A 13,941-nucleotide genomic window follows, 5' to 3' on the forward strand; every position below is an offset into this window, starting at 1 on the left:
AGCCGATCCGCCTGCTGCCCGGCCGTTCCTCCTACTCCCGGTGCGCCTGCTCCCCGGCCGTTCGTCCTACTCCCGGTGCGCCTGCTGCCCGGCCGTTTCTCCTACTCCCGGTGCGCCTGCTCCCCGGCCGTTTCTCCTACTCCCGGTGCGCCTGCTCCCCGGCCGTTTCTCCTACTCCCGGTGCGCCTGCTCCCCGGCCGTTTCTCCTACTCCCCCGACGGGGCGGTCAGGGTGACGCCCAGTCCCACCGGGGAGCCGAAGTTCGGTGTGCCGTCGGCGTTCCACGTGAACTTCTGGGCCCGGGTGGACCGGTTCAGGTCGCAGTTGCCGTTCGGGTTGGTGGTGGCGTGGTAGACGATCCAGTCCTCGGTGCCGTCGGGTGACTTGAAGAAGCCGTTGTGGCCCGGCCCGTAGACACCCGCCGCGTTGTTGCGCTGGAACACCGGCGTCGACGACTTGACCCACGAGGACGAGTTAAGCGGGTCGCCGCCGTTGTAGGTGAGCATGCCCAGCTTGTAGTCGGGCGTCGAGCAGTGCGAGGCCGAGAAGATGATGAACGTCTTGCCGTTGCGCTGCAACACTTCCGCGCCCTCGTTGACCCCGCCGCCCACGGTCTCCCAGCTGTAGGTGGGGCTGGAGAGCAGGCGCCGGCTGCCGGCCGCCGTCCACGGGTTGGACAGCTCGCGGATGAAGTTGGGCTGCGACCCGTTGTAGAACGTGCCGAGCAGGTAGAGCTTGCCGTTGAGCTGCAGGATGCTCGGATCGAGTTCCCACGTGTTGTCGGCCGTCGGGTCGAGCAGGTCGGCCTTGAAAGCGTACGGGCCCATGGGGTCGGTGCCCGCCGACTCCAGCACGTGGATCCGCTGGGTGCCGAGGTTGTACGGCTCCTGCCCGGCCGTGTTGTAGAAGTACCAGCGCCCGTTGATGAGGTGGAACTCGGGCGCCCACATGGTGCCGGCGCCATTGGGCCGGGTCAGGTTGAAGATGACCTGGTCGGTGGCCGTGGCCAGCCCGCCGAGGGTGGCCGACTTGCGCATCGTGATGGTCCGGTTCCAGGTGGTCGTGGCCAGGTTGCCGTTGCGGGTGACGGCCACGTGGGTCCAGGCCGCGGCGGGCAGGGCGGCCGGGCCGTCGATCCGTTGTTCGGCGCCGGATCCGCTGGTGGTGATGGCGAACCGGAGGGTGCCGGCGCTCGAGTGTGGTGTCAGGAACAGGTAAGCGCTCGTCCCGGTGCCGAAATCGACCAGCCGGCTCCACGTGGTGACGGTGTCGAGGCGTACCCACAGCGCGATGGTGAAATTGGTGGCGGCGGCCAGGATCGCGCTCGGCAGGGCGGCGTATCCGGCGCTGCCGTCGAGGTTCAAGGCGTTTCCCGTACGCCCAGAGACGTAACCGGCGGCGTAGACCGTTGCCGTGCGGCCGTTTCCGCTCGCGTCGGACGGTGAGCCGTCAAACGGGTAGTGCGCGACGGTCGGCGAGCCGGTCACCGACCAGTAGACGCTGTAGCGCTGCCCGTGGACCTGGTAGAACGGTTGCAGCGCGACGCTTCCGGCCGACGTGGGAGTCAGCGTGGCCGGATCGAGCACGGGCAGGGCGCTCAGGTTCGAGCTGCCGAACAGGCCGGCGAGCACGATCGGCCCGAGCTTCACCGCTTGGACCGTGCTGTTGTCGTTGGCGGCCTCGCGGCGCAGACCCATCGGGAGCGTCACGTCCACCGTGTCACCGGTGACCCACGTACGGGAAACGCTGGTGTAGGCCCCGGCCGGCGGTGACGTGGCCGCTCCCCCGTTGACGCGGATCTGCGCGCCCGAGGCCCAGGCCGGGATCCGGATGCGCATCGTGAACGGGCCCGTCCCGGTCACTGTCAGGCGGGTCGAGCCCTCGGACGGGAACGTGGTCTCCTGCCGGATCGTGAACGCGCCCCACGTGAGCACCGACGGGATGAACAGGTTGACGTAGAGCGTGCTGCCGCCGTCGTGGAAGTAGATGGTGTCGCCGAACTTGGTGTTGCTCTCCATCCCGGTGCCGTGGCAGCAGACGAAACTGTTGTAGTCGTTGCTGTACGTCTTGAGGCCGCCGGCCCGCAGCGGCACGTAGTAGCACTGGAATCCGTGCGCCGAGTTCGGGTCCTGCGAGGCCAGGATGTGGTTGTAGAGCGCGCCTTCGTAGTAGTCGAGGTAGTCCGCGCGCGAGGGGTCGGTCAGGAACAGCTGCCGGGTCAGCTTGAGCATGTTGTGCGTGTTGCAGCATTCGGCGGTCGTGTCCGACAGTTCGCTCGCGATGCGGTCGGGCGCCTTGAAGTACTCGCCGTTGGAGTTCCCGCCGATCGCGTACGTGTGGTGGCGGGTGACGATGTCCCAGAACGTGACCGCGATGTCGCGGTACCTCGTGACACCGGTGGCGTGAAACTCCCGGATCGCGCCCAGCACCTTCGGGATCTGCGTGTTGGCGTGGTAGTTGTTCAGGCTGTCCAGCCCGGCCGCGAGCGGGTCGAAGATCTCGGCGTGGTCGAACTGCTGGGCCGCGGCCAGGTGCGTGGTGTCACCGGTGACCTGGTAGAGGTTCGTGAGGACCTCGTTCATGCCGCCGAATTCGGTGTCGAGCATGTTCTGCCGCTGCGCGAGCGTGAGCCGGTCGTTGCGGGCCTTGACCCACGCGGCCATGCCGAGCAGCACGGTCAGAGCCTGCGCGTTGCCGGCCAGCAGGTGCATGTCGAGCAGCCCGGCCATGATCTTGTGGAGCGTGTAGTAGGGCGCCCATACGCTCTGCCGCGCCTCGACGCGGTCGATGAAGCTTTCGGGGAAAGCGCTCAGATAGCCGGTGGTGAAGCCGGCCGTGGCCGCTCGCGCCTGGCATTGCGCGAGCACGGCCACGATCTGGTCACCCTTGCTCTTGTAGGCGGTGTCGCCCGTGCTCGCGTAGGCCTGGGCCAGCGCCGAGAGCAGGTGACCGGTGGAGTGCCCGCGCAGCTCGGTGGTGGGCGATTCCCAGCCGCCGCACGCGGTCGCCGACGAGGACAGTCCGACGTTGAGCCGGAATGTGTGCAGCAGCCGGTCGTTGCTCAGGAACAGCAGGTAGGACTGGGTGCGGGCGGCATTCTCGGTGAACGGGCTGGGCAGCAGCCGCACGGCCGACAGCGGAAAGGCATAGGCCGAGACACCGATGTCAGGACGGGCGGCGGCAGCGGAGACACCGGTGTCACGAGGAGAGGAGACACCGGTGTCAGACGGACCGGCAAAAGCCGGACTCGACGTGACTGCAGAGCCACCGACGACGGCCGCGGAACCGGCGAGGAGCGTGCGGCGCCTCATCGCTGCGGCCAGGACAGAGCCCCCGAGCAGTTCGTGTCCTCCACGGGCCGATGGGGCGTCAGCCTTGGTCCCGGTCAGGAATATACGGTGCCTCATCGGTCGTACGCCTTGATCTCGGTCAGGCCGGTCTTGAAGCCCGAGGCGTGCGTGACCTGGACCCGCAACCGGGTCGTGCTGACTGGCGTGAAGCTGACGACGTTGTAGTTGGCCTGCGGCGTCACCGGTGTCTTGACCGCCGAGCCGACGTTCGTCCACGTACTGCCGTTGAGGTATTGGATCTGATACGACGCCGGCTGCCGATACCTGTTGGTGGCCCGGTCGTTGCGGAACCACAGCCGCACCTCGTCGACCGTGCGGACCTGGCCCAGATCGAGTTCGAGCCAGTCGGTGGCGTTGGGCGAGCCGTAGGTCCCCCACAGCGGCTCGTTGATGGGGAACCCGTCGACCGCGTTCGCGCCCGCGGTTCCGCTCGTTGTGTACGACGCCGTGGTCGCCGCGCCCTGGGCGTGGTTGGGCCGGTTCGCGGTCAGGTCGACGCCGGCCTTGTTGAACATGTCGACCATCTGGGCGCTGCCCTGGGTCACCGCGGCGGGCGCCTGCAGTCCCCCGTACGCCTGGCTGTAGAGGACCGTGCCCGTGGTGGACGGGAAGGTGACCGCGCCGGTGTCCGGGTTCCACACGAACCGTACGAGCCGGTCGACCGTGGCCACCCGCGTGCCGTTGACGAAGATGGAGTAGCCCTGCGGGATGCCGTTGTAACGCACGACGCCGTCGGCCGGGTCGTCCCAGACGATGCTCAGGTCGGCGTTGCGGTAGCGCAGGTTGTTGGCCGCGAAGTGGGTCCAGCCGATGCCGATCGGGCTCAGCTCGACCTGCTTGTCGTTGCGGGGCCGCAGACCCATCACGTCCTCGATGACGGTCCAGTTGCTGCTGCCGAGGATGTTGTGGTGGATCCACGAGCGGTAGTCGATGGTCTTGGCCGGTGCGTTCCAGTTGGCCCAGAACTCGTTGGCGTCGGGCCACTGGGTGTTGCCGCCGACGTACTGCGCCCAGGCGTTCCAGTAGAGCAGCTTCTTGTAGTCCTCGGCGCTCATCCACTGGTTGGGATAGTTGCGCAGCACCGACGAGTAGAGCCGGAACTGCACGGTCGAGTTGATGGTGGAGAAGTTGTTGCTGCCGGGCTGCCCGGCCGCGGCCGCCTCGGCCTTGTCGCGCTGGTTGGCGGTGAAGAACGGGAAGACCGGGTAGTCGGCGGGGTCGGAGAACAGCCGCAGCGCCTGGCGGTACTCGTCGGTGCTGGGCATCGCCCCGACCGCGTACGGGTAATAGTTGTTGATCTCTTTCCAGGGCACGAGCGCGTTGGTCGCCACGTGCCGGTGCTTAAGGAGTTTGTTCGTCGAGTCCCACAGGTACGTGGTGATGGCGTTCCTGACGCGGTCGGCGATCTGCTGCATCTCGGTCGCCTTGGCCGTGTTGCCGATGGCCGCGTAGGCCTGGGAGGCCGCGAGAGCGCCGCTGTAGACGTAGGCCGACTCGGCGCGGTCGAGCTGGCCGGAGCGCCAGTGGAACGAGACGGCGTCGGCGTCGTTGCCGGTGAGCGCGCCCCAGTCGTACTCGATCAGCCCGTTGTTGTCGTGGTCGTAGTAGGAGAGCTGACCCTTCACGTCACCCTCGGCGTACTTGGCGAGGTTGCCCGCGATGGCCGGTTGCCCGCCGTGGATCTGGTAGCTGCGCCAGGCCGCCTCGGCGATGTACTGGGTGTAGCTGTTGGACCAGTTCTCCGGGTCGCCCGGGTTGTCGACGAACCGGCCACCCTTCGAGACCTGCCCGACCGACAGCCACGGCCCGTACGAGAGGGCGGGGTTGCGCAGATACTTCAGGTCGTCGATGTGCATGGGCTGGGTCAGCACGATCGCGTTGTTGTAGCCGAGCGCGCCCTCGACGCTGGTCGGGAACTGGAAGTCCTGGCCCGGGATGTTGGCGTCGAGGTGGTTGAACCGCATCAGCCACCAGCGGTAGTAGATCTCCTTCTTGATGGCCGGCTCGGGCACGTCGAGGTAGGGCACGTTGACGGCCCACCAGCGGTTGTAATCCCGGACGTGGGTGGCGAACGCGTTCTGCGGCGTCGCGGCCCGGATCGTGGCGTATTCCGTTGCCGCTTCCGGGATCTCGGTCGCGAGGAAGCCGAGCTGAACCTTGACCGTGGTGGTCGCGCCGGCCGCGATGGTGACCGAACGCGTCAACGCGCCACCGGCGGCGGCGAATCCGTCCGCCGACAGTCTCGGGTAGATCGTGGTCAGCATGTTCTTGACCGCCCGCTGGCCGGTCAGCTCCGAGCCGCTGACGGTGGTCGCGTAGGGCGAGGTCACCCGGAGCGCGACCGTCTGGGATGCGGTGCCGGTGTTGGTGATGGCGAGATTGTCGACGGCGACGTCGTTCTGGGTGATGAACTTGGTCTGGTTGATGCGCAGCGACCCGTTGGTGTGCACGCTCTTCCAATGGCTGGGGGCCTGCCAGCGCTGGGACACCTGTTCGGTCCAGGTGCCGGAGCCGGGCGTGACAGTGAACGCGGCCTGGTCGCTGATGCTCTCCCAGTAGGCCACAGTGCCGCCGAAGCCGAGCGTGGCCGGGGTGTGGGTCTTCATGAAGACGGCCCGGCCGCGGCTCATCAGCCAGGTGCCGGCGGGGTCGTTGCCGGGCCGGGCCAGCAGCCGGTCCATCCAGAAGTCGGTGCCGGCGGCCTCGGCGTCATAGATGACCTGCATGGTGTTGCCGGTGGTCATCGCGACCGGCGGGGCCGGGACGGCCGGTCCCGAAAACGTGGGGTAGCCGATGGTCTGGGCGGCGGCAGCGGGCTCGACGGCGACGGCGAGCAGGGATCCGGTGAGTACCGCGGTCATCGCGACGGCCATGGGGGCACGGGTCATCGCGGCACCTCCTTCGGTGGTGGGCAGCCGTTTTCGAGGCTGCGCGGGAGGGCGGTCCGGGGCGGCGACGGTCCTAGTTCACGTCGGCGTCACGGAGCGGATGGTGCTTGCGGCTCGTCGGGGGAGACGGCGCGCCACCGAAACAGCGGAAAACCTTTTCGGTGATGTAAGCATCGCGTTTCGTCGATGTCAACGGTCTCGTTGGCCGGTCAGCCTCTGAGCCAGAACGGGCCGTACCAGCGGGCGGCGACCCCGCCGAACACTCCCGCCCGCTCGGCGGGGCTCAGCCCGGCCGTGACCCTCTCGGCCAGACCGATCACCTCGTCGTAGCCGGTGCGCAGCAACAGGACCGGCCAGTCGGAGCCGAACATCACGCGCTCCGGCCCGAAGGCGTCCAGCACGTGCCGGGCGTACGGGAAAATGTCGTCGAAGTCCTCACCGGCCTCGGTGACCAGGCCGGACAGCTTGCACGCGACGTTGGGGTGACGCGCGATCGCCGTCAGATGTGCGCGCCACGGGTCGATACGCCCGGCCGCGATCGGGGGTTTGCCGGCATGGTCGAGCACGAACCGCACCTGCGGGAGCCGTCGCACCGCCTCGGCCACGGCCGGCAGCTGATCGGCGGTGACCACGAGGTCGTACGCGAGACCGGCCGCACCGACCGCGGCCAGCCCGCGCTGCACGTCGGGCCGCAGCAGCCACCGCGGATCCGGCTCCTCCTGCACCTGGTGGCGCAGCCCGACCAGGCGGTTGTCGCGCGGGATCCGCTCGGCGACGTCCGGCGCGGTCAGGTCGGCCCAGCCCACCACGCCCAGGATGCGCGCGTGGGCGTGGGCCAGGGCCAGCATCTCAGGCGTCTCCGCGGCCACGGTCACCGTCTGCACCAGGATCGTCCCGTCGATGCCGTGCCGGTCCAGGTCGCCTTCGAGGTCGCCGAACGTGAAGGTGCGCCGCAGCGCGGGCAGCTCCCGGGTCCAGGGCTGGTCCCGCACGGAAAGGTCCCACACGTGGTGATGGGCGTCGACACGCATCGGTCGAACACACCACACGTGATGACGCTTGTCGATGCCTGGGGGTGGGATAGTGCCGGGGTGAAGCGTTTGTCGATCCCCCGGTTCGGTCTCGGTGGCGCCGCGCTGGGCAACCTCTACCGGGCCCGCAGCTCGGCCGAGGCGCAGGCGTTGCTGGAGGCGGCGTGGGCGGCCGGGGTGCGGCATTTCGACACCGCCCCGCACTACGGGCTGGGTCTGTCCGAGCAACGGCTGGGCGCGTTCCTGGCCACCAAACCCCGCCACGAGTTCGTGCTGTCGACCAAGGTGGGGCGGCGGTTGCGGCCCGACCCGTCCGGCGCCGGCCGCGGCGATCCCGAGGGGTTCGTCGTGCCGGCCACGATGCGGCGGGTGTGGGATCTGACCTCGGGCGGGGTGCGGCGCAGCCTCGAGGAGTCCCTGCAACGGCTCGGCCTGGACCGGGTCGACATCGCCTATCTGCACGACCCGGAACGCGCCCCCGAGCCGCGGATCGGCGCCGCCATGGCCGGGCTGGCCGCCCTGCGCACCGAGGGGGTGGTGGCCCGGATCGGCGTCGGCTCGATGACACCCTCCACTCTGGAGGACGGCATCCGCCGCGGCGCCGACATCGTGATGGCCGCCAACTGCTACACGCTGCTCGACCAGGGTGTCCGGCACGGGGTGCTGGCCGCCTGCCGCGAGACCGGCGCCCGGATGGTGGCCGCGGGCGTCTTCCACGGCGGCATCCTGTCGTCGCGCCCCGGCGACAACTGCGTCTTCGACTACCGCACCGCCTCACGCGAGATCACCACGCGGGTGCGCCGCATCGGCGCGGTGTGCGCGGCCCACGGCGTCGACCTGCCCACGGCGGCGATGGCCTACCCGCTCAGCGACCCGCTCGTCGACGCCGTCATGGTCGGGGCCGACGACCCGCAGCAGGCCCGCCAGAACCTCACCCGCTCGGCCGTCCCGGTGCCGGTGGCCCTCTGGTACGAGCTGGACGCCAAAGGGCTGGTCCCGCTGCTCAGCTGAGCCCGAGGTCGACCGCCACGAGCTCACCGGCCGGCAACGCCACATCCACACGACGGTCGCCGAAGCGGACGGTCGTCTTCTGTTCGGTGTCGCTGCGCAGCCGTACGTCGCGGGGTTCGCCCCCGGCCCAGGCGGCGTCCACGGTGACGCCGCCGCGGGCCCGCAGCCCGGCGAACGCGCCCTCGGCCCACTCGGCGGGCAGGCACGGCAGCAGGTGGATCTCGTCGTGGTGCGACTGCAGCAGCATCTCGGCGATCCCGGCGGTGAAGCCGAAGTTGCCGTCGATCTGGAACGGCGGGTGGGCGCAGAACAGGTTCAGGTAGACACCGGCCCGCTCCCCCGCCGGATGCAGGAACCGGTGGACGGCGGCGTAGGCGCCCTCGGGGTCGCGCAGCCGGGCCCGCAACGCGATCCGCCACGCCAGGGACCAGCCGGTCGACTCGAGGCCGCGGGCGTCCAGGGAGCGGCGGGCCGCCGCGGCCAGTTCGGGTGTCGTGTCCGGGGTGACCGAGCAGCCGGGGAACACGCCGATCAGGTGCGAGGTGTGCCGGTGCTCCGGTTCGGCGTCGGTGACGTCCGTGGACCATTCGGCCAGCCGCCCGTCGGCGCCGATCCGTTCCGCGGGCAGCCGGCGCAGGGCCGCGCGGGCCCTCGGGTTCTCGGCCGCCACGCTGGTCAGCAGGTCGCGGATCAGGGCCAGGTCGCCGGTCGTCGACACGCTCGCGGCGGCCGGACGGCCGTCCGGGGCGACGAACTCGTTCTCGGGAGACGTGGACGGTGACGTGCCCAGCGTGCCGTCCGGCATCTCCACCAGCCAGTCCAGGCAGAAGTCGGCGGCCCCGCCCAGCAGCGGCCGCCAGGAGTCGTCGCCGGTGAACGCTTGGTGCTCGGCCGCGTGCCGGGCCAGCCACGCCCCCGCCAGGGGCCAGAACGACCACCGCACCTCGTCGGCGCCCTCCCCCGCCGGCAGCGCGAAACCCCACGCGTCGGAGTTGTGGTGCAACGTCCAGCCGCCCAGCCCGTACAGGTCCCGGGCTGCTTCCCGACCCCGTACGGAAGCGTGGTTGAGCCAGTCGAGGAGCGGGATGTGGCACTCGGCCAGGTTCGTGACCAGCGCCGGCCAGTAGTTCATCTCCAGGTTGATGTTGGTCGTGTAGTTCGCGTTCCACGGCGGGCGCAGGTGCTCGTTCCACAGCCCCTGCAGGCCCGCCGGCAGGCTGCCCGGGCGGGACGCGGCGATCAGCAGGTAGCGTCCGTACTGGAACTGCAGAGCGGCCAGCGCCGGGTCGTCCTCCCCGTCCGCGTGCGCCCGCAGCCGGTCGGCGGTGTCGAGCCTCGAGACGGCCTCCGGCGGTCCCAGCCGTACGCCGGCCCGGGAGAACAACCGCAGATGCTCACGCTCGTGCGCCGCCCGCAGCGCGGAATAGCCACCGTCACGGCCCAGCGCCGCCTCCACGTCGTCCAGCCGGCCCCGCAGCGTACGGCGAAGCTCCTCGAGATCCCCGTGCGGCGCCGTCAGTGGGTCCACGAAATCGGTGACCGCCGCGACCACGACGACGACGTCGCCCTCCTCCCCGCACACCCTCAGCCCCACCATTGCGGTGACGCCGCCGCCCGGCATCCGCACGGTCAGACGGCGGCCGTCCTCGTCGAGCTCGGCGCCCGTGTGGGGCGAGGTGAGACGTACGCGCAACGGGGTCGGTTTCTGCATGCGGCGGCGGATGACCAGAGCCCGCGGCCCGATCCACGCCTCCTGGCTGACCCGGCCGCCCGGCCCGCCGTAGGTGTGTGAGGCCACCGCCGAACGCATGTCGAGGTGCCGCTGATAGACGGTGGGCGGTTCGGTCGTCTCCTGGGTGATCCAGAGGTCGGCCAGGGGCTGGTAGGCCTGGCTGTTGCCGCCCTGCAGCCGCCGCAGCGCCTCTTCGGCAGTTCGCACGTCGCCGTTGTCGAGCGCCGCGCGGGCCTGGGCGATGAGCGCCGGGCCGCCCTCAACGACGCTCTTGCCGGAAGGTGTTCCGGTCCAGCACGTGTTCTCGTTGAGCTGGAACCGGTCCTCGTCGATGCCGCCGAAACACATGGCGCCGAGGCGGCCGTTGCCCAGCGGGAGGGCATCGGTCCAAGTGGCGGCCGGGGTGCGGTAGCGCAGCGTCGTGCTGGCATCGGCCATCATCTCGGCCACGCCGTCAACTCCTCGACATCGGCCGCCAGATAGCGCACCAGCCCCTGGCCATACCGGTGCTCGGTCACGACGGGCCGACCCTCGACGCTCAGCACGACGGAAGCGCCCGCCGGCTCCGCCTCGTCGAGCCACACCCCGCCCTCCCCCGGCCGGTGCCGCACCACCCGTAAGCCCAGCAGGTCGTCGAACGCCCCGGCCGTCATCCGGCAGTGCTCGTCGGTGAGTCCCGACCCGAACGTCAGCACCAATGTCCCGCCCTCGGCCACATACGACCGCAGCGCCTTGTGATCGGCCGCCGAGACCATGTGGAGCAGGGGCGCGACCACCACCTCGTACGCGTCGAGCGGCGCCCCCAACGGCACCACGTCCACGGGATCTCCCAGTGCGGCATGCCACCGCAGCGCCGTCCCGTGATAGTCCACGAACGGTGTCGGCAGGTGCGGCGACTGCCACGCCCACAGCGACGGCTCGTCGTAGATGAGCGCCCTCTTCGCCCCGATCCGCAGCGGTGAACGCTCAGTGAGCGACGCCCCGATCTCCGCCATCTCCGAGTGCATGGGCATCATCGCGGGATGCCACTGCTCGGCCCCACCGCGCCCGGCCCGCCACTGGAAATACATGACCCCGGACGCGCCGCCCGCCAGATACGTCTCCACGGCCGCCCGCGCCTGACCGTCCGGCAGCACCCGCGTCACCCCGTCCAGCGTCCGTACGGCCCCGGGCGCGTGCTCCATCAGGATCCACGGCTCCCCGCCGGCCCATCCCCGCGCCAGATCCGCCGTGAACGCCCGCTCGGCCAGATGCGACTCCACCGACGCCGGATAGTCGTCCACCGCCACCACATCCACCTCGCGAGCCCACCGGGCGTGGTCGACCGGCACCCACCCGCCGAGCACGAAGTTGGTCGTCACCGGCACCCCGGACGGCCGCAGAATGTCGCGCTGCGCCACAAAATGCGCGAGCATCGCGTCGGACACGAAGCGCCGGTAATCCAGCACATGGGCGGGGTTGCTCAGATACTGGGTGGCGCGCGGCGGCAGCACCTCGTCGAACGATCCGTAGCGCTGCGACCAGAAATCCGTGCTCCAGGCCTCGTTCAGAAGAGCGGTTTCCCCGTACGCCCTCAGCAACCACCGCCGGAAGCCGAGCGCGCAATGGTCGCAGTAGCAGGGCGTGCCGTACTCATTGTGGACATGCCACAACCGCAGCGCCGGATGCCGGCCGTACCGCTGCCCCAACTCGCCCGCGATACGGTCCGAGGCCGCGCGGTAGGCGGGCGCGTTGACGCAGTACGTGTCGCGGGACCCGTGCGTGAGCCGCACCCCGGCCGCCGTGACCGGCATGGCGTCGGGGTGCGCCCGCGTGAACCACGGCGGTGGCGAGGCGGTCGGCGTGGCCAGGCACACGCCGATCCCGTTGCCGTGCAGCAGATCCAGCACCTCGTCGAGCCAGCCGAAGTCGAACCGGTCCTCGGCCGGCTGCAACCGCGACCACGAGAACACCCCGACCGTCACCAGGTTCACGCCGGCCGACCGCATCCGCGCCACGTCCTCGCGCCACACGTCCGGGGGCCACTGGTCCGGGTTGTAGTCGCCGCCGAAGAAGATCATCCCTTGATCGCTCCGAGCAGCACGCCCTTGGTGAAGTGCCGCTGCACGAACGGGTAGATCAGCAGGATCGGGATCAGGGTCAGCGTCACCACCGCCATCTGGATGGCCAGGGGTGTGATCTCCTGCGTGCCGAAATACTGTCCCGTCGTGTTCTGACCGCTGCCGGGCATCGCGTTGCCCTGCAACGTGTATGTGTAGATGACCATCTGCAGCGGCCACTTCTGGTTGTCCGGCAGGAACAGCAGCGCGTTGAAGAACGTGTTCCAGTAACCCACCGCGTAGAACAGCGCGACCACGGCGGTGACCGCGCGCGAAGTGGGCAGCACAACCGACCACAACGTACGCCAGTCCCCCGCCCCGTCGATCGCGGCCGCGTCGATCAGCTCCTGCGAGGTGGCCGAGAAGAACGCCCGCACGACCAAGATGTTGAAGACGCTCACGGCGGTCGGCAGGATCATCGACCAGTAGCTGTCGTAGCCGCCCAGCGCCGACACGACCAGGAACGTCGGGATCAGGCCACCACTGAAGAACATCGTGACGACCAGCACCATCAGGATCGGCCGGTGCGCGAACGAGCCGTGACGCGAGAGCCCGTACGCGGCCAGGATCGTCACCACCATCGAGACGACCGTGCCGACGATCGTGATGCCCAGGCTCACCACCAGCGAGTGCATGACGAGCTGGTTCGTGAAGATCTGCTTGTACGCGGCCAGCGTCAGCCCGTCCGGCACCAGCACCATGCCACCGGCGCTGTTCACCGCGCTCTGCGTGGAGAAACTGGTCAGCACGACCATCCACAACGGAATAAGCACGACGGCCAGAACCAGGAACAGGACGATGCCCTTGCCGGTCTGGCCGGCCGCGGTGGGCGGCTCCTCCCAGTTCGGCCGGGTCCGCGGGGCCCTCTCGAGAACAGTCATCGCCGATACAGTCCGTCCTCGCCCAGCAAGTGCGCGATCTTGTTGGCGGCCAGCAGGAAAATCAGGGACAGCACACCCTTGAACAGCGACGCGGCGGCGCCCAGGCTGAAGTTCGCGTTCACGACGCCGTAGAAGTAGGCGTACGTGTCGAGCACCTCGGCGGCGTCCCGCCCGACCGCGCCCCGCTGGATGAGCATCTGCTCGAACCCCACGGTGAGCACGTTTCCGAGGCGCAGCACCAGCATCAGCGCGATGACACCGCGGATGCCGGGCAGCGTGATGTGCCACATGCGCCGCCACCGGCCCGCCCCGTCGGCCGCGGCCGCCTCGTAGAGCTGGGTGTCGATCGCGGCCAGCGCGGCCAGGAACACGATGATGCCCCAGCCCGCCTCCTTCCAGATCACCTGCGAGGTGACGAGAAGCGCGAACGTGTCCGGGTCGGTCATCACCCCCCAGGTGTCCAGGCCGTTCTGGCGCAGGAACTGGTTGAGCGCCCCGGCCCCGCCCAGCATCTGCTGGAAGATGGTCACCGCCAGCACCCAGGAGAAGAAGTGCGGCAGGTAGACGACCGACTGCACGATCGTCCGGATCTTGCTGCTCATGATGGAGTGCAGCAGTAACGCCAGCGCGATCGGGACCGGGAAGTAGAACACCAGCTGGACCAGGCTGAGCATGAGCGTGTTGCCGAGCGCGCTCCAGAACAGCGGATCGCTGAACAGCGCCCGGAACGTCTCGAACCCGGTCCACGGGCTGTGCCAGAAACCGGCGTAGATGCTGTACCGCTGGAACGCCGTGGCCGTGCCGAACATCGGCAGATAGTTGAACACGACCAGCAGCAGCACCGCCGGGACCACCATCAGCAGCAGGCTGCGGTCACGGCGAAACCGGCTCTTCTTCACCGGTTTCTCCTCCGGGGCCTGAAGAGCCGGTGGCGCCTCGTGCAGAGCGG

8 protein-coding genes are annotated in these 13,941 nt (G+C 69.5%); 1 reads left to right on the forward strand and 7 read right to left on the reverse strand.

Translation table 11 applies throughout. From position 1 onward, the window contains the following. Positions 1-206: 206 nt before the first annotated feature. The 3 genes from JIG36_RS02825 to JIG36_RS02835 form a co-directional block, all read right to left on the reverse strand. Entirely contained in the window at positions 207-3,128 is a 2,922-nt protein-coding gene (locus JIG36_RS02825; RefSeq protein ID WP_307872539.1) for a beta-L-arabinofuranosidase domain-containing protein, read from the reverse strand. Positions 3,129-3,403: 275 nt separating this feature from the next. Continuing rightward, the gene (locus tag JIG36_RS02830) at positions 3,404-6,238 is read right to left on the reverse strand and encodes a discoidin domain-containing protein (protein WP_236045491.1); all 2,835 of its coding nucleotides are present in this window, start codon (positions 6,236-6,238) and stop codon (positions 3,404-3,406) included. Positions 6,239-6,447: 209 nt separating this feature from the next. After that, a complete protein-coding gene (locus tag JIG36_RS02835; protein ID WP_203374378.1) occupies positions 6,448-7,269 on the reverse strand; it encodes an amidohydrolase family protein in 822 nt (273 codons plus the stop codon). A 60-nt stretch (positions 7,270-7,329) separates the two neighbouring features. Here JIG36_RS02835 and JIG36_RS02840 point away from each other — a divergent pair, with 60 nt between their 5' ends. Further along, positions 7,330-8,280 (forward strand): aldo/keto reductase, encoded by a 951-nt coding sequence (locus tag JIG36_RS02840; RefSeq protein ID WP_307872540.1) that lies wholly within the window; start codon positions 7,330-7,332, stop codon positions 8,278-8,280. Here the strand turns inward: JIG36_RS02840 and JIG36_RS02845 are convergent. The 4 genes from JIG36_RS02845 to JIG36_RS02860 are packed head-to-tail and all read right to left on the reverse strand — an operon-like array spanning position 8,273 to position 13,891. Beyond that, positions 8,273-10,453 (reverse strand): glycosyl hydrolase family 95 catalytic domain-containing protein, encoded by a 2,181-nt coding sequence (locus tag JIG36_RS02845; RefSeq protein WP_236045659.1) that lies wholly within the window; start codon positions 10,451-10,453, stop codon positions 8,273-8,275. The genes JIG36_RS02840 and JIG36_RS02845 overlap by 8 nt on opposite strands. Beyond that, entirely contained in the window at positions 10,450-12,072 is a 1,623-nt protein-coding gene (locus JIG36_RS02850) for a beta-galactosidase (RefSeq protein ID WP_203374381.1), read from the reverse strand. Before JIG36_RS02850 ends, JIG36_RS02845 begins: the two co-directional genes overlap by 4 nt. Beyond that, positions 12,069-12,992 (reverse strand): carbohydrate ABC transporter permease, encoded by a 924-nt coding sequence (locus JIG36_RS02855; protein ID WP_203374382.1) that lies wholly within the window; start codon positions 12,990-12,992, stop codon positions 12,069-12,071. Before JIG36_RS02855 ends, JIG36_RS02850 begins: the two co-directional genes overlap by 4 nt. Next, positions 12,989-13,891: an ABC transporter permease gene (locus JIG36_RS02860; RefSeq protein WP_307872541.1), complete on the reverse strand. Its 903-nt coding sequence runs from the start codon at positions 13,889-13,891 to the stop codon at positions 12,989-12,991. Before JIG36_RS02860 ends, JIG36_RS02855 begins: the two co-directional genes overlap by 4 nt. Positions 13,892-13,941 lie beyond the last annotated feature (50 nt).

Source organism: Paractinoplanes ovalisporus, assembly GCF_016834655.1.
Lineage (GTDB): Bacteria > Actinomycetota > Actinomycetes > Mycobacteriales > Micromonosporaceae > Actinoplanes > Actinoplanes ovalisporus.

Excerpts from the sequence above, each read along its gene's own strand:
- JIG36_RS02830 (WP_236045491.1), bottom strand. The coding sequence starts at position 6,238 with ATGACCCGTGCCCCCATGGCCGTCGCGATGACCGCGGTACTCACCGGA.
- JIG36_RS02835 (WP_203374378.1), bottom strand. The coding sequence starts at position 7,269 with ATGCGTGTCGACGCCCATCACCACGTGTGGGACCTTTCCGTGCGGGAC.
- JIG36_RS02845 (WP_236045659.1), bottom strand. The coding sequence starts at position 10,453 with ATGATGGCCGATGCCAGCACGACGCTGCGCTACCGCACCCCGGCCGCC.
- JIG36_RS02850 (WP_203374381.1), bottom strand. The coding sequence starts at position 12,072 with ATGATCTTCTTCGGCGGCGACTACAACCCGGACCAGTGGCCCCCGGAC.
- JIG36_RS02855 (WP_203374382.1), bottom strand. The coding sequence starts at position 12,992 with ATGACTGTTCTCGAGAGGGCCCCGCGGACCCGGCCGAACTGGGAGGAG.